This is a genomic window from Marinitoga sp. 1155 (genome assembly GCF_001021175.1).
Taxonomy (GTDB): domain Bacteria; phylum Thermotogota; class Thermotogae; order Petrotogales; family Petrotogaceae; genus Marinitoga.
Genome location: NZ_AZAX01000011.1, coordinates 62,923 through 84,279 on the forward strand (window position 1 = coordinate 62,923; position 21,357 = coordinate 84,279).

27 protein-coding genes and 1 tRNA gene are annotated in these 21,357 nt (G+C 27.2%); 14 read left to right on the forward strand and 14 right to left on the reverse strand.

Annotated elements, in window-relative coordinates:
- Positions 1-6: 6 nt before the first annotated feature.
- The 10 genes from X274_RS04490 (at position 7) to X274_RS11970 (ending at position 9,207) form a co-directional block, all read left to right on the forward strand.
- The gene (locus X274_RS04490; protein ID WP_047265615.1) at positions 7-648 is read left to right on the forward strand and encodes a hypothetical protein; all 642 of its coding nucleotides are present in this window, start codon (positions 7-9) and stop codon (positions 646-648) included.
- Positions 648-1,187: a hypothetical protein gene (locus X274_RS04495; RefSeq protein WP_047265616.1), complete on the forward strand. Its 540-nt coding sequence runs from the start codon at positions 648-650 to the stop codon at positions 1,185-1,187. Before X274_RS04490 ends, X274_RS04495 begins: the two co-directional genes overlap by 1 nt.
- Entirely contained in the window at positions 1,177-2,193 is a 1,017-nt protein-coding gene (locus X274_RS11510; RefSeq protein ID WP_052913175.1) for a sensor histidine kinase, read from the forward strand. Before X274_RS04495 ends, X274_RS11510 begins: the two co-directional genes overlap by 11 nt.
- Complete coding sequence (locus X274_RS04505) at positions 2,193-2,915, forward strand: LytR/AlgR family response regulator transcription factor (protein WP_047265617.1); 723 nt, start codon at positions 2,193-2,195, stop codon at positions 2,913-2,915. Before X274_RS11510 ends, X274_RS04505 begins: the two co-directional genes overlap by 1 nt.
- A 15-nt stretch (positions 2,916-2,930) precedes the next feature.
- Positions 2,931-3,683, forward strand: a complete 753-nt coding sequence (locus X274_RS04510; protein WP_047265618.1) for an ABC transporter ATP-binding protein — start codon at positions 2,931-2,933, stop codon at positions 3,681-3,683.
- Between the two features lie 10 nt (positions 3,684-3,693).
- A complete protein-coding gene (locus tag X274_RS04515) occupies positions 3,694-5,295 on the forward strand; it encodes a hypothetical protein (RefSeq protein WP_047265619.1) in 1,602 nt (533 codons plus the stop codon).
- A 12-nt stretch (positions 5,296-5,307) separates the two neighbouring features.
- Positions 5,308-6,240 carry an AAA family ATPase gene (locus tag X274_RS04520; protein WP_047265620.1) on the forward strand — a complete coding sequence of 311 codons (933 nt, stop codon included), beginning with the start codon at positions 5,308-5,310 and terminating at the stop codon, positions 6,238-6,240.
- 8 nt (positions 6,241-6,248) lie between these two features.
- Positions 6,249-7,493 carry a DUF58 domain-containing protein gene (locus X274_RS04525; RefSeq protein WP_047265621.1) on the forward strand — a complete coding sequence of 415 codons (1,245 nt, stop codon included), beginning with the start codon at positions 6,249-6,251 and terminating at the stop codon, positions 7,491-7,493.
- 10 nt (positions 7,494-7,503) lie between these two features.
- Positions 7,504-8,910 carry a hypothetical protein gene (locus tag X274_RS04530; RefSeq protein ID WP_047265622.1) on the forward strand — a complete coding sequence of 469 codons (1,407 nt, stop codon included), beginning with the start codon at positions 7,504-7,506 and terminating at the stop codon, positions 8,908-8,910.
- A gap of 156 nt (positions 8,911-9,066) precedes the next feature.
- Positions 9,067-9,207, forward strand: a complete 141-nt coding sequence (locus X274_RS11970) for a hypothetical protein (protein WP_156166135.1) — start codon at positions 9,067-9,069, stop codon at positions 9,205-9,207.
- A gap of 34 nt (positions 9,208-9,241) precedes the next feature.
- Here the strand turns inward: X274_RS11970 and X274_RS04535 are convergent, their stop codons facing one another.
- From X274_RS04535 to X274_RS04545, 3 genes are read right to left on the reverse strand one after another with little or no spacing between them, the layout of a single operon-like run.
- Complete coding sequence (locus tag X274_RS04535) at positions 9,242-9,559, reverse strand: DUF190 domain-containing protein (protein WP_047265623.1); 318 nt, start codon at positions 9,557-9,559, stop codon at positions 9,242-9,244.
- The gene (crcB, locus tag X274_RS04540) at positions 9,556-9,933 is read right to left on the reverse strand and encodes a fluoride efflux transporter CrcB (protein WP_047265624.1); all 378 of its coding nucleotides are present in this window, start codon (positions 9,931-9,933) and stop codon (positions 9,556-9,558) included. Before crcB ends, X274_RS04535 begins: the two co-directional genes overlap by 4 nt.
- Before the next feature lie 52 nt (positions 9,934-9,985).
- Positions 9,986-10,258, reverse strand: a complete 273-nt coding sequence (locus X274_RS04545) for an HU family DNA-binding protein (RefSeq protein ID WP_047265625.1) — start codon at positions 10,256-10,258, stop codon at positions 9,986-9,988.
- A 431-nt stretch (positions 10,259-10,689) separates the two neighbouring features.
- Between X274_RS04545 and X274_RS04550 the strand changes: the two genes are divergently transcribed.
- Positions 10,690-10,766, forward strand: a tRNA-Asp gene (locus tag X274_RS04550).
- A 48-nt stretch (positions 10,767-10,814) separates the two neighbouring features.
- Here X274_RS04550 and X274_RS11975 read toward each other — a convergent pair.
- The 5 genes from X274_RS11975 to secG form a co-directional block, all read right to left on the reverse strand.
- Positions 10,815-10,961, reverse strand: a complete 147-nt coding sequence (locus X274_RS11975) for a hypothetical protein (RefSeq protein ID WP_156166136.1) — start codon at positions 10,959-10,961, stop codon at positions 10,815-10,817.
- Positions 10,962-11,299: 338 nt separating this feature from the next.
- Positions 11,300-12,868 carry a hypothetical protein gene (locus X274_RS04555; RefSeq protein ID WP_047265626.1) on the reverse strand — a complete coding sequence of 523 codons (1,569 nt, stop codon included), beginning with the start codon at positions 12,866-12,868 and terminating at the stop codon, positions 11,300-11,302.
- 113 nt (positions 12,869-12,981) lie between these two features.
- Positions 12,982-13,989, reverse strand: coding sequence for an S-layer homology domain-containing protein (locus tag X274_RS04560; RefSeq protein ID WP_047265627.1), 1,008 nt, complete (start codon positions 13,987-13,989; stop codon positions 12,982-12,984).
- A gap of 83 nt (positions 13,990-14,072) precedes the next feature.
- Complete coding sequence (gene tyrS / locus X274_RS04565; RefSeq protein WP_047265628.1) at positions 14,073-15,263, reverse strand: tyrosine--tRNA ligase; 1,191 nt, start codon at positions 15,261-15,263, stop codon at positions 14,073-14,075.
- A gap of 7 nt (positions 15,264-15,270) precedes the next feature.
- Complete coding sequence (gene secG, locus X274_RS04570) at positions 15,271-15,510, reverse strand: preprotein translocase subunit SecG (RefSeq protein ID WP_084822631.1); 240 nt, start codon at positions 15,508-15,510, stop codon at positions 15,271-15,273.
- Positions 15,511-15,715: 205 nt separating this feature from the next.
- On the opposite strand from secG, the gene X274_RS04575 reads away from it, so the two are divergent.
- Positions 15,716-15,958: an FmdB family zinc ribbon protein gene (locus X274_RS04575; protein ID WP_047265629.1), complete on the forward strand. Its 243-nt coding sequence runs from the start codon at positions 15,716-15,718 to the stop codon at positions 15,956-15,958.
- A 49-nt stretch (positions 15,959-16,007) separates the two neighbouring features.
- Here X274_RS04575 and X274_RS04580 read toward each other — a convergent pair whose 3' ends face one another.
- The 3 genes from X274_RS04580 to X274_RS04590 all read right to left on the reverse strand — a co-directional run bounded on the left by X274_RS04580 (position 16,008) and on the right by X274_RS04590 (position 17,596).
- The gene (locus X274_RS04580) at positions 16,008-16,361 is read right to left on the reverse strand and encodes a S1 RNA-binding domain-containing protein (RefSeq protein ID WP_047265655.1); all 354 of its coding nucleotides are present in this window, start codon (positions 16,359-16,361) and stop codon (positions 16,008-16,010) included.
- A gap of 81 nt (positions 16,362-16,442) precedes the next feature.
- Entirely contained in the window at positions 16,443-16,658 is a 216-nt protein-coding gene (rpmE, locus tag X274_RS04585; protein WP_047265630.1) for a 50S ribosomal protein L31, read from the reverse strand.
- Positions 16,659-16,798: 140 nt separating this feature from the next.
- The gene (locus X274_RS04590; protein WP_047265631.1) at positions 16,799-17,596 is read right to left on the reverse strand and encodes a metallophosphoesterase; all 798 of its coding nucleotides are present in this window, start codon (positions 17,594-17,596) and stop codon (positions 16,799-16,801) included.
- A gap of 190 nt (positions 17,597-17,786) precedes the next feature.
- Between X274_RS04590 and X274_RS04595 the strand changes: the two genes are divergently transcribed.
- Together X274_RS04595 and X274_RS04600 are read left to right on the forward strand one after the other, a co-directional pair.
- The gene (locus X274_RS04595) at positions 17,787-18,860 is read left to right on the forward strand and encodes a tetratricopeptide repeat protein (protein WP_047265632.1); all 1,074 of its coding nucleotides are present in this window, start codon (positions 17,787-17,789) and stop codon (positions 18,858-18,860) included.
- Entirely contained in the window at positions 18,835-19,338 is a 504-nt protein-coding gene (locus tag X274_RS04600) for a prepilin peptidase (RefSeq protein ID WP_175419740.1), read from the forward strand. Before X274_RS04595 ends, X274_RS04600 begins: the two co-directional genes overlap by 26 nt.
- On the opposite strand, the gene X274_RS04605 is transcribed toward X274_RS04600, so the two are convergent.
- From X274_RS04605 to smpB, 3 genes are read right to left on the reverse strand one after another with little or no spacing between them, the layout of a single operon-like run.
- Positions 19,273-19,971: a pseudouridine synthase gene (locus tag X274_RS04605; RefSeq protein ID WP_047265634.1), complete on the reverse strand. Its 699-nt coding sequence runs from the start codon at positions 19,969-19,971 to the stop codon at positions 19,273-19,275. The genes X274_RS04600 and X274_RS04605 overlap by 66 nt on opposite strands.
- Positions 19,972-19,973: 2 nt before the next feature.
- Positions 19,974-20,897: an ABC transporter ATP-binding protein gene (locus X274_RS04610; RefSeq protein ID WP_047265635.1), complete on the reverse strand. Its 924-nt coding sequence runs from the start codon at positions 20,895-20,897 to the stop codon at positions 19,974-19,976.
- A gap of 8 nt (positions 20,898-20,905) precedes the next feature.
- Positions 20,906-21,355, reverse strand: a complete 450-nt coding sequence (smpB, locus tag X274_RS04615; RefSeq protein WP_047265636.1) for an SsrA-binding protein SmpB — start codon at positions 21,353-21,355, stop codon at positions 20,906-20,908.
- Positions 21,356-21,357 lie beyond the last annotated feature (2 nt).

Here is a 21,357-nt window from a genome sequence, read left to right on the forward strand (position 1 = left end):
TATAGTATGAAAAAAATGATTTTAATTTTTACTCTGATATTTTCTGTTTCAATATTTTCAATTAATTTTGGTGGCGGTGGATATATACTTAATTACATTCCTAAAGATCAGGTAAAACAGATTAACCCTTTAAAAGATTATTTATCTTTCGATGAATTAATTTTACAAGGTGGTGGCGGCTTTGGTATAATACCAGGCGGTTCTTACTTTGGTGGAGAAGGTTATAGTGGTGAAACTACAAACGGAAATTATAAATTATATGTTTCTCAAGGATATTTCACTTTCGGAAAACAAATTAATTTAAACATAATAAATATTGATGTTGGAATTGGCCTGGGTGGCGGAGAAACTATTGTAAGTAAAAAAGTTGATGAATCAAGAAATGGAAAATCTATTGATGATATTGTAAATAATATTGATTCTGTTCCATATGTGGTACAATTAAAAAGAGAAGAAGTTTCTATTTCCCCAAGAGCTAAAATTTATTTAAATCTAATGGAATTCTTAAGTGTTGTAATAGAAGGTAAATTCACATATAATTATTCACCCGAAAACTGGAAAATTGAAGGAGAATATCAAATAACGGATAATGTGCCTAATTATAACTATTATTATTCATTTGGAGCGGGAATTATCTGGGGGTTCTAATGAAAAAACGGATTATAATTATATTACTTTTACTTTCTTCATACGTATTTTCAGAAAATATATTAAATTACTATCTGAATAATTTTGATAAATTAAATAAGGCTGAATTAAATAAGATATTAAATATTACAGAATCGAGTAAAAATGGATTAAATAAAATAATCCATGGGAGTGTATTGGTTAAAAAAGCAAAACATGAATGGTTTTTACCTTTAAAATATTATTATCTTTATAGTGGAATGCTGGAAATGAAAGAGGTTGTCAAAGAGAATTTTGACAACCTCATATATCGATATATAAGAGGAAAAACCGCATTTGAAATTTTATCATATGACTTTGCGAGAGAAATTTTTATTAATGATTTTGAGTATATTTATATTAGAGTGAATGATGATTTCAAAAATAAATTTAACTTTGGTGAAGTATTGTATAAATTATACCGGATATATGAATTAGATAATAAAGAAAAAGCAAAATCTTTATTAAAAAAATTAAAAGAATATCCAAACTATTATAGGTTGATATATTATGAAAAATAAAAAATTGCACATTATTTTAATAGAAAATCAGATAAGTTCTATATTTATATTAATTCTCATATATATTTTTTCTCCTTATTTTAATTTCTGGCATGGATTAATAATTGCCGAAATTTTTTCTAATTCAATTGGAATAATATATTTTTTACTGGAAAAATTGTTGTATTCGTTTATAAAAATCGAAATACAATTTTTAAGAAAAATTTTACAATTTTTAATTTTGATTTTTAGTTTTTTTTCTGGTATAGTTATTTCAGAATATATTATGTCAAATTTATTATCATTTAATCTTTCCCCTTCATATAAATACTTATTTTTAATTGTTAATATTATACTTATTTTTTTAATTGTATCAATAATTTTAATATATAGAAAACTCAGAATTAAAATCATTGAAAACGAAAAATTAAAAAGCGAAAAGTTAAAATCAGAATTAATAGCGCTTAGAGCTAAAATAAACCCGCATTTTCTTTTTAATACATTGAATGCTATAATAGATCTGGCATATGAATCTCCTGAAAAAGTTGAACAAATTATTATAAATCTTTCAGACATATATAGAAAAATATTATACTCTTCAGACAAAGATTTTTGTACTGTTGAAGATGAATTAAATATAGTAACAAAATATCTTGAAATTGAAAAAGTGAGACTTGGAGATAGATTAAAATATTATATAAATATTGATAAAAAAACTTTAAATTATAAAATTCCTACACTAATTATAGAACCTTTGGTGGAAAATGCCATAATCCATGGCATTGCTCCAAAAAAAAATGGCGGTTTTATAAATATAAATATACATCTAAAAAACACTTTATTTATAATAGAAATATCTGATAATGGTATAGGAAAAGTTGAAAATATAAGATATGGCTTTGGCATTTCAAGTGTTATCAATAGACTAAATCTTATATATAAAAATAATGCTAATTTTAATATATATCAAAATAATCCATCAGGTATAAAAGTTATTATATCAATACAAAATATGGGGGAAATATAATGATTAAATGTATTATAATCGAGGATGAAGAGAGATCTTTAAATAGATTAAAAAAAATGCTGGAAAATTTTGAAAGCATTGAAATAATAGGTGAAAGCAAAAATGGTGACGAAGCCATTGATTTAATAGAAGAAAAAAGACCTGATCTATTATTTCTTGATATTAATCTACCAGAAAAAAGTGGTTTTGAAATTTTAAAAAATTTATCTTATGAACCACTTGTGATTTTTATAACGGCATATCAAGAATATGCTATAAAAGCTTTTGAAGAAAATGCTATAGATTATTTACTAAAACCTTTTGATTTAAAACGATTAAAAATAGCTATAGATAGAACAACGGAAAGAAAAAAGTTATTAACTAAAAAAATATTAGATAATATTAATATACAATACATAAATAAATTTTCGGTAAAAGACAGAGATATTATATTAATAATTCCAGAAACTGATGTATATTACTTCAAGGCAGAGGATAAATATGTTTTTTTATGTACAAAAAATCAGGAATATTACTATGATGATACTTTAAAAAATTTAGAAATGAAATTAGACCCGGAAAAATTTATTAGAATACACAAAAGTTATATTGTCTCAATTGAACATATAAAAAAATTTAAAAAATTTTTTGTTCGGGATTATATTTTAGAACTTGATAATGGAACTGAACTGAAAATTGGCAGAAGCCATTTAAATTATATAAAAAATAAATTCAATTTTTAAACGGAGGTGCAACTTATGATTAAAGCAAGGAATTTGGTGAGGAAATTTGGGGATTTCACTGCGGTAAATAACATAAACCTTGATATCAAACCCGGAGAAATCTATGGTTTTTTAGGCCCAAATGGTGCAGGAAAAACCACTACTATAAGGATGCTAACCGGAACATTACAACCTTCAGATGGAAATATCGAAATTCTTGGAATGAATATGAAAACACATGAAATTAAAATCAAAGCTAATATCGGAGTAGTTCCTGACGAACCAAAAATGTATGAAAACTTAAAAGGATCGGAATTTATTGAATTTATTATGGATATATATGAAGTCAGAAAAGATGATGCAAAAAAAAGGCTTGATGAAATCTGTGATGCCTTTGAAATTGATTATCTTGATTCTTTTATTGGAGATTATTCTCATGGAATGAAACAAAAGTTAATGGTAGCATCTGTATTAATGAGGAAACCAAAAATTATTTTTTTAGATGAACCTACAGTTGGCCTCGATGCAAAATCTGCTAAAATCTTAAAAATGTTAATAGAAAAATACGCTCATGAAGGTGCAACAATATTTATGACAACACATATTCTTGAGATTGCAGAAAAAATGTGTGATAGAATTGGTATAATATCAAGTGGTAATTTAATAGCTGAAGGAACATTAGAAGAATTAAAAAGCCTATCAAAAACTGGTGAAAAACAATCTCTTGAAGATTTATTCCTTGAATTAACAGGTGCTGGGGAATTAGATGATATAATAAAGGAATTATAGGGGGGATCTAATGAAAAATAAGATTATATTAATATTAAAATATTCATATCAAAATAAATTAAGACCGAAACAGAAAAAAGATGGCACATATAAAAAGCGAGGTCCATGGGGAGCTTTAATGGCTTATATACTCCCTGCTATAATATTTGGAGGTTCTCTCGCTCCGATGATGTATTTTATGTTTAAAGAATTAAACATTCCGTTTTCTCAATTAGGTATAAATTTGCCCTGGACTATTTTAGATGTGATTTTTGGAATGTGGTTTCTACTTATGGGATTCATGTTTTTCTTAAATTATTCACCTGCTATTGTTGCAAATTTATATGAAAGTGAAATGACTCAACTGTTGCTTTCTATGCCAATAAGGCGTTCATCGATATATATAGCAAGTGCCATTGATAGTTTAATAATGGCCGGGCTTCCTCTGGGAATGATGATACCAATTTTTGCAGTTTATGCTTTAATAGCTAAAAATAGTATTATTTTCAGCATACTTGGAGGCATTGGATTTTTAATTCTATTGTTATTAATTTCAAATTTAGGAGGTATATTATTTTCAAAATTTTTAACAAAAACGTCTGCTAAGCGCTGGACAATGATTATGTATTTTATAAGTATTTTTTTCTATGTTGGAATTAGCAACTTACTCCCAAACTTTGCAAATACTCCTCCTTCTCAGTTAGCCAACGCCCTTGAAAAAATGTCAAATATAATCTTAAATATTTTCTGGCCTCACACATGGGTAATTAACGTAATGAAAGGTAGTATCCCTTTCTTGATTTTGCTGTATTCAACTATACTTATATTATCTTATATAATTTATAACTTATCAAATACACTTGAATTTTCTGTATCAAGAAAAAAGGGAAAAAAGAAAAAAGCAGAAATTAAGTTTAAAAGTTCAAAATTCCCAATATTAAAAAAAGATTTTAAACTGCTTTTTAGAGATTCACAAACGTTTTTCCTTTTATTATATCCTTTATTTTTTCCAATAATATTTATGTTTTCTTCTACATCACTTGATATGATAAGTATTATTTTTGTTATGATCGCTGCTATTTATGCTGCAATGGTTGCTATTTATGCCATTTCATATGAAGGAAAATTATGGCCAGTACCAAAATTATACCCTATCAAAATAGGACATTTAATTTTTTCAAAAGCATTTATGCCTTTTATAATATACGTTGTTGAGTATATTGCTATAACAGTATTAATATATTTATCAGGAAAAGCATCTATAGAGGTTTTTTGGAGTATTATTCCTGTAATTTTAATAATTATGTATTCTTCCATACTCGGAATTAGTCTTTATTTAAAAAATCCTAAAAGAGATTTATCCCAAAAAAATATTATAAGTGGAAAAGAAGTTTTTTATCTTGAAGGCATTATTCTTGGACTTGGACTTGGAATATTTTTGCCAGGAAATTTATATATTTCCTCTTTAAAAAATATAGAAATAAAAGAACAATTAATTGATTTCTTATTTGACTCAACTCTTTTATATCATCTTATTGGAGCTGTTCTTCCATTATTTTTGCTTTTTTTAACCATATATCTTATAAAAAGAGAAATAAAGAAAACCAAAGAACGTATGTTGAAATGGGAATGAAAGGGGTGCATTATGGTAACTGCTACTTTAGCTAAAAAGATTGTAAATAATGTTGAAATTGTAATCAAAGGAAAAGAAGAAAAAATAAAAATGGTTTTAGCAGTATTTCTTTCAAATGGTCATGTCTTACTTGAAGATGTTCCAGGAACAGGAAAAACCATGCTCGCCAGAGCTCTGGCAAAGTCATTTGATCTTGAATTTAAAAGAATACAATTTACTCCTGACTTACTACCAAATGATTTAATAGGATTATATATTTATGATAAAAATAAAAATGAATTTATACTAAAAAAAGGACCGATTTTCACAAATATTTTATTGGGTGATGAAATAAACCGTGCAACTCCAAGAACACAATCTGCATTATTAGAATCTCTTGCTGAAAATCAGGTATCAATAGATGGAATTACTCACAGATTAGAAAATAATTTTTTTGTTATAGCAACACAAAATCCTATAGAATTTGAGGGGACTTTCCCATTACCAGAAGCACAATTAGACAGATTTATGATAAGACTGAGTCTTGGATATCCCGATATAGAAAATGAGATAAACATGCTTTCTTCTCAAGAAATGAAGCATCCAATCTATGAAATTAAAAGTGTATCAAATGAAGAAGAACTGCTAAACTCAAAAAAAGAAATAAAAAGTATTCTGGTTTCAAATGAAATAAAGCAATACATCGTTGATATAGTTAACAGAACAAGAAATCATAAAGATATAAAAGTAGGCGCAAGCCCCAGAGGTGCAATTGCTTTAATGCAGCTTTCAAAAAGTTTAGCTGCAATTGAAGGAAGAGAATTTGTAATACCAGATGATATAAAAAAAATAGCTCCTTATGTTTTATCACATAGAATTATATTAAAAGCAGAAGCAAAAATTAAAAAAGTTTCTTCTTATAGATTAATAAAGGATATACTCAATGAAGTAAAACTAATAAAGTAGATGATAGTATGAAATATAAAATAAAAGGTTTGGTACTATTAAGTATATTTACCATAATACTTAATATATTCTATTTCAGTAATTATACAATCATTCTTTTGTCTCTTATAATATTTAGCTGGTATGAATTTATTCAAAAAAAACGCATATTTGAAAGCTTGAAGGTTAATTATGACCTTGAATATGAAAAATGCTTTATAGAAGAAGAAATTGAATATAGGGTAATATTAAACAACCCTTCTGATGAAGAAATTACTATTACGCTGTCACCTTCCAATTTATTAAGTAGACTAAGACCTCCATATCAAAAAATAAAATTAGCTGCTCATGAAACAAAAAAAATTGTTTTCATAACTTCTTTTGGCACAAGAGGGAAAAAGGAAATAGGTTTTATCAGTATAAATTATAAAACACCTCTGGGATTTGAATTCTGGAAAAATATAAAGGTTAATAAAAGTATAGATGTTTTACCTGAATTCATATATTCCGAATTCAACAAAGAAAGTCTTAAAAAATTATTACCAGGAGAAAAATCCAATATCAGAATATTAGAAGATGTAACATATGTTGAAAATATAGATGAATATAATAATGAACCAATGAACCGAATAAACTGGAAAATATCAGCAAAATATGATAAATTAATGGTAAAAAAATTCTCGCATACATCAACTGGAAAAATATTTATGTTTGTAGATTTAAATCTCCCAGCTGGAATACCAGAAAATAATATTTTCTGGAAAAAAGAAAGGAAAATCTATGAAGAATACGCACTAAAGGCTGCTGCAAGCATAATTAGAGCACAAAAACTTAAACATCAGGAAGTAAATTTAGTTGTTATTGGAAAGGATATTAAAAAGATTTCCTCCAATGATTGGATAGATTATTATGATATTCTTTCTATAGTAGAAGGAATAAACAAACCCACATATACATTTGAAAATATTTTAAAAAAAGAACTACCTTATCTTACATATGAAGATACAGTAATTATAATCTCCATTCATTTAACTGATGAAATTATACCGGATTTAATAAAATTGAGAGCCAGAACTTCTAAAGTTATAGTGCTTATAATGCCGTATGGGTTTAGAATTGAACATGAAGGAAAACTTGATATAAAAGAACATGAAATATTTAGAGTCGAAGCAAAAGAACTGGAAAAAAAAGCAATATTACTCGAAGAAAATTATATTATCGTCCGTCTCATATCGCCAAACAATTCTCTAACTGAAATTTTTGAAAGTATATAGGGGTGATTGAATGAATAAAAAAAGATGGATTTATCTGATTTCAATCTTTTTGACATTTATTCCATTTAATTGGAATTCAGGATTAGTCCTTTTTATATTTGGTACATTGTTTTCATTCCTGTATATTAGAATAAGAAAATTTGGTATGCCATATTATATAGCTTTTTTAGCTTTATTTGGAATATTTATGTTTACATTTTTCCTTTTAAACGCAACAGGTTCAAAAAATTTATACTATAGTTTAAATATAATAGCAATAGTCATATTATCCTATTACCTACCAGGAATTCAAAAAGATACTTTCAAAAAAGATATCATTAGATTCACATTTTTATTCCTGATTGCATTAATTTTACTTAGAAATTTAATAAATCCTTTATTCCCTCTTATAGCTTTATTATTATCTTTATTTGAATTATTAAAAGATCAAAAAAATAAAATAATGGTGATTTCATTATATCTAATATTCATATTATTTTCACTGATAAACTTTAATTATTATTATAATCCTTTTAAGGAATTACATTTTTCTCCAGATACACAATTACTAAATGAAAAAAGAGCTGAAGAAATAAATTTAGAAAACAGCTTAACCCAAAAAAAAGATGAAACCGAAATAAAAAAAATAAAAGATAAATTTTCAAATAACATCACTCCAGAAGAAAGAAAAACAATATTATTAAATAATAAAATAGTGGATACAATAATTTTAATAAATATTGCAATTGGTGGGTTTATCGCTATAATTTTGGCAATTATAATATGGAAATTACTTGGAAAAAATGAAAAAAAGAAAGTTGTTATATCTTTGATAATATTTTTTTCTGTTCTGTTATTGATTGGAACGGGTATATCATATATGGAAAGAGGCCGTGAGCCAATGGTGAATAAATCGCAAAATTCTATCAATTTAACAGAGAAAGACAAACCTATAAACGCTATTTCTGCTTCAAAAATAACAGATATATTTAGAGAAATTGCTAATTCACCTAAATCAGCCTATGTAAAACTATATCAACCTATAAAATGGCTATATTTAGTATTATCAATTTTATTTGGAATTTTAGTAATAATGGCTATAAAAAAATTCTTTAAAAATCAAAAAGAAGATATTAAAAAAATCAAAAAATTTTCTATAGAAAAAATTGAAAAAGAAGATATTCCATATATTATAGAAGAAGGATATAAATATATCAGAAAAAGATTTTTTAAATCCTTTTCACATTTAACTCCCTATGAATTATTATGTAAGATTTCTTATCCAAAAGAATTTGAACTTTTAACTAATCTTTTTGTTCTAAAAGAATATGGAGAAAAAAATTATGATTATACAAAAAATGAAATAAAAAATATAATTATGAAATCTATAGAATTTTTTAATAGTATACCTAAAAATCAAAAATCCGATAAAAATTAACATAATTTGAAAAATTCATGTCTACTCCTTATAAAATCCTTGTTGATTAATGAAGATGAAATAATAAATGTTAAATAACATAATAGTTCGGATACCTAATTGTATAAAATTAAATATATAATAAAGATGAAAACATTACAATGGGGAGGGAGAGACATGAAAATTATAAAAAATTATCTAAACAAAAAATTAGGATTTATGGAAAAAAAAGCCTCTAACAGTGAAATAGATACTTTATTAGAAAATTTAAAAGAAGAAGCTTTAGAAGAATTATACATAAACAATAACTTGATATAAAAAAGAAGCCATTGGGCTTCTTTTTTATATTCTTTTATTCTTCTTTAATTATCCTCATATATTCAACATCCCAATACACTGCTAACCCATCAAAATTGCATTTTTTTACATCATTTAATAATCTTTGAATTTTTTCCTCTTCATCTATTACTTCAATAATAATGGGCAAATCTTCACTCAAAGTAAAAAAGTCAACTCTATGCACATGATGCTTTTCACCAAAACCCATAACTCCTTTTAATACCGTTACACCTTTTAATCCATGATCATAGCATAACTTAACTATATGTTTATAAGCTGATTCATGCCCACAGTGATCTGATTCTCCCAGATAAATTCTTAAAAATTTCATGATCCTATCCTCCCTAACGAATATCCTAATAATGCAAAAAAAAGCCCAAGAATTATACTTGTTATTAAATATACAAAAGAATAATAATTAAACGATTCCTCATTTAAAATTATAGTTTCGTACATGAAAGTTGAAAAAGTTGTGAAAGATCCTATAAATCCTGTCGAAAAAAATAGCATAAAATTTTTTGGTATTTCTAACCTATTTATACCTAAAGACATAATAAAACTCAAAACAAATGACCCTAAAATATTTACAAATAATGTACCATACGGCATGTTTGCAAGCGAAAACATCGAGTTTATATACTTTGATACTAAATACCTTGAAATAGCTCCCAAAAAGCCTCCTAAGCCTATATATATCAAACTCATAATTTATCTTCCTCCATTTAAATCTAAACGGAGCCTTTTGGCTCCGTTTAGATTATTTTACTTTTAATTTTAATTCTTTACCTGGTTTGAATTTAGGTACTTTACCGCCTGGAATTTCAATAGCTTCTTTTGTTTGTGGATTAACACCTTTTCTTGGTTTTCTTTCTACAACTTCAAATGTACCAAAACCAACAATTTTTACGTTTTCACCATTTGATAAAGCTTCGGATACAACTTCAACAAAAGAATCAACAAATAAAGCAGCTTCTTTTTTTGTAACATTAACTTTTTCAGCTAATGCACTAACGAGTTCTTTTTTGTTCATACATGCACCCCCTATATATTGATATAAACGTATTTCAAAGGAATTTTACCACATTTTTTGCTTAAAATCAAGCAGTAATGTAAATTTTAGAGTTTTTTACTATTTAAAGTATTTTAATTCATATTTTTCAATATAATACGATGTCTAAAAAGCCAAATTCACTCAGGCAGCTTGATTGCTTATCCTTAAAATTATTCATTCTCAGCCGTCGCTCAGATTTTTCATCCATGAAAAAGCTTCACTCAAAAAAACGTCCTGTTTTTTTGACGGCTTTCATTCATAATTTTAAGGGCAATCTTCGAGCCTTCGTTTCATTTGAGACTTTTTAGACCGTGTATAATTAAAATAATACTAAAAAACATGTCACCATTTAGAAACCACTCAGGACTGGAAATGTAATATTTCTTTTGGTAGAATATATTCGGTCAGTTGGGGACGTGGTGCAGTTGGTTAGCATGCCGGTCTGTCACACCGGTGGCCGCGGGTTCGAGTCCCGTCGTCCCCGCCAAAAAACTCCTGGAGGAATCCAGGAGTTTTTTATTTTGAATCACCAATATCATTCATTATATTCAAAGGCTTCCTCACTTGATGGAGTTACATCTATTTTTATATAAAATTGCCAGTAGTGGTTATCTTTAAAACCAATAATAAGCTTTGTCGTTTTATCGGTAATAGTATTTCCAAATTCAAAACCTGTTCGCATCTCGTTTAATTTATAATATAAATTGATTTCATATCCTATTTCATGGTTAATATCGTTTAATTTTTCATAATCATAATCCCATAATTTAGTATTAATATAAAAATTTTTAATAGGAATTAAAACGCCTTCGAAATAATATTTTTGAAAAACATCTTTTCAAATTATCTTAAGATATGTTTTAATCATTTGGTAAATCTCTATAATAAGTACTAATCTTATCTTTATAATCGATATCATAATAATTATTTGAATAAAAATGAATATTTATCATAAAAGTAAAATGAGAAAACATAAAAAATCCCGGCAATTGCCGGGATTTTTTATATAAACCAACATTATTAGAAGCTTACTGAACCTTTTATGTATGCATTCCAATATAAATCTTTGCTTCCAAATGATGCATTGCTTACATGTACTCCAGTTGTTATAACATCATTTGGTGAGTATGTTACATCTGCTGTGTATAAGAATTCGCTTGGTTCATTGAATGTTTCTTCAAAAATATTTCCATCTGAATCGCTATCTGTATAGTTCTTTATAGATAATTCAACATCAACTTTATCTACTGGTTTTACTGTAACTGAAACCATATAACCTAAATTATTTGTAGCATCTTTTGTAGCTGCATATAATTTATAATATACATGAGCACTTACATTAACCATATCTGCTTCATAGCCAACTTTACTATGAACATCAACAGCATATTCATCAGAAACTTTATCCAAATCAACTGAATTCAATGTTACATCATAAACTGCTGATACTGCATCAAATGTTTGGGAACCTGATACTTTAGCTGATAAGCTTAATGGTGTAGCAATTTCTGTTCCATCTGCTTTTGAAACTTTTACACTTTCAATATTAAACAAATCATGTATTTTATTTGAATATTCTACAGCATATGTATAAGTCATATCGCCAGGCAATGGTAATGTAACTTTATCTGTTAAAGATATGCTACCAGCAACACCAAAATCAGCTGATAAATCTGCACCAAAGGTTACCTGTGTAGCATCAGAAACCGGTTTAACAAATGCTGGTAATGTTGTAGCTTTAGCAAAATCAAATGTTGTATGAGGTGTTACAGTAAACATGCCTGCTTCGAAATCTTTTTTATAAGATGCTGATAATAAATATGTTGAAGAACCTTCCTGTGATCCAAAGAAGAATTCGCCAGTTAACCCAGAAACCGCTTCCTTACCTGTAAATGCTGCTGCAACTGCAAAACCTGTTTTTGTTGCAGGAGTAGATACTGCTAATCTTGTTGCTGGATCTGCTGCCCAGAAACCTGCTGTTAAATCAACATCAAATTGAGGAACTACACTTAAAGAATATTTTGCTGCAAATAAATCACCGTTCAACATTACAGGATTATCTGTTTGTGTAGCATCTGCTTTAACATCATCTGTAGAAGTTAAATCAACATATAAAAATTCAAGTCCTAAATCTTTTAATGTTACAATTGCATGATGAGCACCAACTTTGGATAATTCTGGATTACCATCATCATCATAAGTATTATAAACAATATATTTTGAGTAATCTAAAATACCACTGTTATTAAATACAGCTTTTAACATATTGTCTTCGTAAGTAATGCTAACTAAATCAAAAGCTGGAGTAGTATCTTTAGCTAAACCAACTAAATCACCACTTAAAACAGCTGTTAACATCCCACCTTCATTACCACCAAATGTTGCTGAATAACCTGATGAAAATGCTGTTGTAACCTTCAAAGTATTTCCAAACATTAAATCTAACCCATTTTCATCAAATCCAACTTCAAAACTAACTGTTCCCTCAAATACAGGGTTAGTAACTGACAATGTTGCAGGCACTTCAGTAGCTGCAAACGCAGATACTAAGAACGCTAATACCATAACTAAAACAAAGATCTTCTTCATTCAAACAACCTCCTTAAATATAATTTAATTTGAATTAAACTGTAAATATTCTATCATATTAACGAAAGAATGTCAAGAGTTCTTAACGTTAAATTAATTAATCAATTGATATATTATTTTGTTACTACAAATGGTAGTACCAATGCTACACCTGCTAATGCTATTCCAACCATTGCTAACATGTTAGCCTTGTTTACTTTTTCTGCACTCGCAGATACTTTTCCTTCAACATTTGTCATCCTATCTGATAAGTCATTTGCAAGATATTGAACCTTTAATAAATCACCAGAAACTTTATCCACTTTTGTCGTTGTCTCATCTACCTGATCCTGCAAATCAAGCATATCCTCAACAAGCATATCCGCATTATTAAATGCTCTATAAGCAACCTTTGTTATTGTTTCTAATTTTGCATTTGTTTTTTCTAAATCTTTAGATAATCCATCTACAACTTCTTTATCTGCTTTTTTAGATATCATATCTTTTAATCCTTGATGTTCTTTTACATTTTGACCTGCTACATAATCTAAATCAGATTTTACAGTATCTAATTCTTCCCATAATCCATCTATGTTTTCAATATTTACAGAAACATCATCTTTTAATGAAGACATAGAATTTAATTTATCAGATAAATCAAGAACTGTATATTTTAATTCTAAATAACTTCTTGAACTTGCTGTTTTTAAGGCTGATATCTCTTTATTCAAAACTTCAACCTTTTTTGTTAAATTAATCAATACATTTTGATTTGCAGTAACAGCTGATTCAACCGCACCCAATTTTACTCCCAATGCTGATAATTTCTCATCATTTGCCTTCACTACATTTGATAATTTTTTATCCAAAATCTTCATAACAGTTTCAACTCTTTTGATATCTTCAGCTTTTGCCAATACAGGGTCGTTTTCAATATAAGTTAATGTGTCTGATAATAATACTGCAATTTCAGCTTTCGTTAAAACGATATCGGGATTAAAGTTATCTTCCATAGGAAGAATTCCCCTATTTGCTAAATCCATAACATAATCATATGCCCAATGATCTTTAGGTACATCTTTAAATGCAAATGATAATACTCCAAAAAGAACTAATGCCAATACTAAAAGTGTTTTACGCATACGCTCTACCCCCTCTTTTAAATTTTGAATTTTAGTTGTGAAAATACACTAATTATATTATACTATAAAAAACTGATTTTCTTTTAATTCGTATTTAGTTTAAAAAATCGTCTTTTCCCAATTCTTAGTATTTCATCGCCCTTAATTTCTAATAATTGGAAAGGATCATTAATTTTAACATCATTAATCTTTACTGCTCCCTGACTGATAAGCCTTTTTGCTTCACTTTTGCTTGAAACCGATTTTGTTTTCATAATTAAATCAATAGCTTTAATTTCATTTTCTACAATGATTTCTTCCATTTCATCAGGAATATCCTTTTTTTGAAATACTTTTATAAATTCATTTTGTGCATATTCAGCTTTTTCTTCACCATGAAAAAATTTCACTATTTCATAAGCTAATTTCATCTTTACATCTCGAGGATTAATGGTATTATTTTTCATTTTTTCACTGTATTCTTTTATTTGTTCTTCAGGAATATCTGTAGCCAATCTCATGTATTTTAATATTAATGTATCTGGAATAGACATTACCTTCCCGTACATGTTAAATGGCTCATCTTCAAAGGCTATATAATTATCATATGATTTACTCATTTTTAAATGTCCATCTGTTCCTTCAATGATAGGCATGGTTAAAACAATTTGAGGTTTTTGACCATACGCTTCCTGGATTTTTCTACCAACCAGCAAATTAAATAATTGATCTGTTCCTCCCATTTCTACATCAGCTTCAACCATAACAGAGTCATATGCCTGAGCTAAAGGATACATAAATTCCGACACACTTATGGGTTCATTATTTGCAAGTCTTTTTGCAAAATCATCTCTCTCAAGCATACGCGCAACTGTATAATTTGATGAAAGTTTAATTACATCGTAAAAAGACATCTTTTCAAGCCATTCACTATTATATCTTATTTCTGTTTTTTCCGGATCCAATATACGAAAAGCCTGTTTTTTATAGGATTCGGCATTGGCTTCAACCTCTTCTTTTGTAAGCATCGGCCTTGTTTTAGAACGACCAGAAGGATCACCAATTCTTGCAGTAAAATCTCCTATGATTAAGACTACCTGGTGACCTAAATCCTGAAATTCTCTTAACTTTTTTAATACGACAGCATGCCCAAGATGAAGATCGGGGCGCGATGGATCTACACCCAGTTTAACCCTCAATGTTTTCCCGGATTTTAAACGCTCTTTTAATTCTTCTGATGATATTAAGTCTATTGTATTTCTTTTTATAATATCAAATTGCTTTTCAAAATCCACTATTTACTCACCTCGCAAGAAGCGCTGCGACTACAAAAGAAGATATCATAAATAATATTCCTGACCATAATGCCATCTTTGCTGCAGGATCAAGCCCTTTTTCCCTTCCAAACATTGTATGGGCAGCTCCCGAACCAAATGCTCCACCTAATTCAGCATTTTTTTGCATTCGTTGCAATGCGAAATAAATTAAAGCAATCGATAGAATAATATGAACAATAATAGCTAATATTGTTAAGATTGACACTTCAACTGCCTCCTTTGATTTTTATATTAATGTTCTCAAAAAATATTATACACTAAAACTTTTGATAATTCAAGTAAAAAATGGTCTTTGATAATAATTTATAAAATATTTTAGAAATATTGTTTTGTGAAATTAATTTGCTCGAAAAGGTTTTTAAACATAATATTGTTAAAATTTACAAGAAATTATGAGAGGAGGTGTTTATATGCCTATCTATAGATATGTTTGTGACAGTTGCGGACATGAATTTACAGTAATGCATGGTATGAATGAAACTCCTGAAATATTTTGTGAAAAATGTGGAAGTCCTGCGAAAAAAGGTATTGGAAAAATTGGTATTTCTTTTAAAGGTAGTGGGTTTTATATAAATGATTCGAAAACAAGTAATTCAAAAGGCTCAAATAGCTCAAAAACATCTAAAAGTTCAAATACAACTTCAAAAAAATAAAAAATAAGGCGGCTATTGCCGCCTTATGTCCCCCACAAATTATAAAAGATTATCTTTTACCCTTGCCACCTCTTTTCTTATCGAGCCTTTTTGAGTATTCGGATAATTTTCTGTCACTGTCTCTCAAAAAACGGGTAAGTTTTTTTTCAAACTCTTCATCCTTTTTTTCTTCTTTTACGTCTTCTGTTTTCAACGAAAGCTCTACTTTACCATCCTTTGTTTTACCAATGATTTTTCCTTCAAGCTCCTGTCCAACCTTTAAAAAGTCAGAAATGTTTTTTACATAGTCATTGGAAATCTTTGAAATGTGAATAAAACCTTCTTCTCCAGATTCTAATGTAACAAAAGCTCCGAATTTTTTAATGTCTTTAACCGTTACTTTCACAGTTTCTCCAAATGCCATACTTTTAGCCACAAAAACTACCTCCATAAAATAATTTAATAAAAAATTTATATATAACAATATGGGAGGTTATCCTCCCACTTATGAGTTGAGAAATTTTGCATATTTGTTTTTGAATTTCTGTACTCTACCTTCAGTATCTATAATCTGAGAACTCGTTTCACCCAAATAAAACGGATGACACTTTGAACATACATCAACACGGAAATTATCTTCTGTGCTATAAAGTTGATGTTCAGCACCACATGCACACTTTACAGTAATCAACTTCATTTCTGGGTGTATTCCTTTTTTCATGTTATTCACCTCTATATTATAATATTTTTGTCTGACAAATTATAACATATTCTTTTTTCATAGTCAAGAAAGTATTTATATTTTAATAAACAATTATATTAAAATATGGTATACAATAATCGCAAATAATTATTTAAAGTTTATTTTTGCAGCTTTATTACTAAAATCTCAGGTTTTGCGAAAAATCTAAGGTTAAACCATGCTCCTAAACCATTGTTTATATACATAATTTTATTATTTTCAAATTCTTTTTCACCTCTTAGATAAAAAGCATATTTTTTTAATATCCATTTTGTTATAATCGGTATGTAGACCTGTCCTCCATGAGTGTGCCCTGCTAAAATTAAATTAGCTTCATCAAATGCTTCTTTATTATAAAATATGGTATCCGGTATATGTTCCATAACTATGGTATAACTTGCTGGAGTTGTATCAATATAACTCAATTTTTTATATATAGGTAGCCCAATAAGTTTTAAAGAGAATTTATTAAAATATATACTAATTGTATTATCATTAATTACGTGTATATTGTTTTTATTATAAATCTCATTTATCATATCTAAATCATAATAGTCCCAATTGCCATAAACAGCATAAACAGGCGCTATTTCATTTAATGCTTTAAAAAACATGTTTAAATCTTTTTTATCTGTATTTTTTATTATTGTGTCTCCTGTATATAATATTATGTCAGGATTTTCCTTTTTTATTTCATTTAAAATTTTATCATGGAAAAATATGTATTTATACATATGAAGGTCTGTAATATGTACTATTTTTATATTAATATTTTTTTCATTCAAAAATTTTTCTTTAAAATTTAATTCTGATAATTTTATATTCAGGTAACTTTTTTTTATGGAAAACGGCTCAATAATAAAAGCATAAAATATTATTATTAGAATGAAAATCATAGAATTTTTTAAAAACCGCATTTTCTAACCACCTTATAATTTATAAAGATTTTATAAACCATCTAGAATACTAAGAAATTTTAAAATAATTATAGATATTTAACTCTTACTTAACATTATACTATTTGACAAAGACTTATAACATTTATTATTCTATGTAAAAAATGATAAAATAAAATTACAACTATATTAAATATAGGAGGAGATATCCGTGGAAACAGTGGCTATTTTAGAATTAAACGGTGAAAAGATTGAAATAAATACAAATACAGTTTTTCCTGTAATATTGGCAGATGTTATGTATGAAGGTGATTTAGATTTAATGATGGCTGATTTAAAATCAAAAAATAAATTGATGTCAGAAGCAAAAAAAATTAAATTTATTTCAGAAAATATTCCTGGAATTTCTTCAAATTTTGTTACTAAACCTTTTATATTCTCCGAATTTCTTTCTTACCTTAATGAATTTAATTTAACTCCTGGTGATTTTAACCATGCTACTTTAAATGAACTCTACGATATTATTCTGGACTATGCTGATCATCATAATTTCGACGAACTAAAAAAGATTGTGAAATTTATGATAGATATAGATCCAAATTATACACCAGCTTATGAAATATTGGGGTCTGTTTTAATTGAAGAAGGAAATTTAGAGGAAGGAAAAAAATATTTAGAATTAGCTGTTAAACAAGATCCTTGGAATGTTGCTGCATTATCTGAATTGGGAGAAACGTATTTTAATCTCGGGGAATATGAAAAAGCTGCTGAAATATGGATGAAGGAAGTAGAATTAATGCCAGAAAACTCTGTTACTTATTTTATGATAGCTGACGCTTACAGGCAATGTAAAAATTTCAAAAAAGCTGCAAGAATTTTAGAAAAGTTCTTAAATAAATATCCAAAAAGTATTTTAGCAAAATATGAATTAATCGAAATTTATAGAAAATTAAGTAGAAATATTGAAGCAGACGAATTAAAAGAAGAAATTTCCAAATCCCAGCCAGAATATGTAAGTGATGTTGAAATATGGGCAAAAATAATGTTTCAGAATAAAAAATATGAAAATGTTGAAAAATTTATCAGTAAATTTTTATATAAAAACAAAGAGTATGAACACTTTAAAATTTTATTGACCATACCATTTTTAAAATCAGGAAAGAAAGAAGAAGCTAAACTAATAATTAGAGAAATTAAAGAAAAATTTCCATGGTATTACTACGGAATGAAAAATATTTTAGATGAAATGCTTGATGAAAATGAAAAAAGTATTCTCATGGATTAAAGAAGACATTGAACTTTTTACATCATCGTTTTTTAAAAATAAAAAAATATTGCTCCCGATTATGTCGGGAGTTCTTTTTGTACTATTTTTTGGAAATTTTAATATTATAATATTGTTACTTGGTTTAATTGCATTTGTTGATTATAATACACTTTATATCCCAGACATATTAAATTACACAATAATTTTATACGGTTTAATAAATACAAACATTCTTAATATATTAATAAGCATCTTTCTGTTTTTTATATTATTTCAATATGCGAAAAATAAAAAGTTAGGTTTTGGAGATGTTAAACTTTTATCAGGTCTCGGTTTAATTTATGGTATTGATGTGTTTTATATAATAATTTTTTCTGTTATTGTTTCATTAATCTTTGAAAGAAAGAATAAAATCGCATTTGGTTATTTTCTATTCTGGGGAACTGTTGTTGAAAATATCTGGTTTTCTAATTTCAATCCATTCTCCTTCTTTTAAATTATCTGGAAGAAATATATTTCCTATAGCCACTCTTTTTAAATCAATTACTGTAAGATTTATTGCTTTCATCATTCTTTTTATTTGATGATATTTGCCTTCTGAAATCTTTATTGTAATTATATTATTTTCAATTTTTTCAACGATTGCAGGTTTTGTTTTAAAATCTTTTAATTGTATACCTTTTTTTAATTTTTCAACTTTTTCCTTTGTAATATCCCCTATAACCTTAACTTCATAAGTTTTATATATCCTTTTCTTAGGTGATATTATTTCATGAATTAATTCACCATCATTTGTCAAAAACAAAAGCCCCCGCGCATCTTTATCCAATCTTCCAGCTATGGATAATTCATTTTTATATTTATGATTTATTAATTGAATTACATATTTATTTTTATTTTCATATGTTGAAGACACATAACCAGCTGGCTTATTTAAAATAATATATATAAATTTATGTCCTTCTATTATTTGATTATTAAATTCTACAGTATCAGAGTTTGAAACTTTATAGTTGGGATTTTTAATAATTTCCCCATTAACCCGAATCTTTCCTGATTTTATCAACTTTTTTACTTCTGATCTTGAGCCTATTTTTGAATTTGATAAAAACTTATCCAATCTATCCATCATTATCTTCCTTTTGTTATATATGAATATACATCTTCAAGTGAAATTTTCATATTTCTATATATACATTTTATATTATATTTATTTATAATTTCGTCAAATTGTTTTATATTTAAAGGCGTTTCTATTATAGCTGTTGTTGTAGAAATAATTTTTAATCCAAATATTTCAGGTTCATTTTTTAATTTCTCAAGTTGGGAAAGATATTTCTCGTTTTCTAATTCTACTTCAATTATGGAAAACTTATCTTCAAATTTTTTCATTATATTAATCATTTTATCATGCGCTACAATTTTACCTTCAACCAAAACCGCTATTTCAGATGCTATTTGTTCTACTTCCCACATATAATGCGACGAAATTAAAATTGTTTTATTATTTTTTAAATTTTGATCCAATATATATTCTCTAATAAATCTCGAAGTTTCTACATCTATTGCTATTGTTGGTTCATCTAATAACAGAAGTTTAGGATCTTTTATTAAAGAGCGCGCAATATTAAGTTTTTGCTTATTTCCAGAAGAAAGGTTCTTTGTTAATCTGTTTTTATATTGAGAAAGCCCAAAATCTTCTAATAACGTTAACGCTCTGGATTTCAAATCACTTTTCACATTACTTATTTTCCCGAATAATATTAGATTTTCGTATGGTGTTAATTCATCTTCTAAAACTGTATAATCAGAAACAAGACTTATAAAGTTTCTGACCTTGTTTTTTTCTTTTATAACATCAATCCCAAAACTTTTAACTTCACCAGATGAAGGTAAAATTAATGTGGAAACAATTTTCATCAAAGTAGATTTTCCTGCACCATTGGGTCCCAATAATCCAACAATTTTTCCTTCTTCCACTTCAAAATTTATATTTTTTAAAGCTTCTACATTACCAAAATTACGGGTAACTTTTTTCATTTCTATTGCTTTCATAATACACCTCACATATCATACTTTAAATTCTTTCTTAATCTTCTTTCTAAATCTCTTTTTGCTATATCTTCTCTCTTATCATACAATTTTTTACCTTTCACAAGAGCAATTTCAACCTTTACACGACCTTTTTCATTAAAATACATTTTCAATGGTACTATAGTCAACCCTTTTTCCTTAACCTTTTGATCCAATTTCAGTATTTCATATTTATGCATTAATAATCTTCTGGGTCTTTCTGGATCATGATTAAATAATGATGCATTTTTATACTGGCTTATATGTGCATTATATAAATATATTTCACCTTTTTCTATCTTACAAAATGCATCCTTTAAATTAACTCTACCTTCACGTAAAGATTTTACTTCTGAGCCTCTTAGCTCTATTCCCGCTTCATATTTCTCTAAAATATGATATTGATATGTTGCATGTTTATTATTTGTTATGATTTTCATCT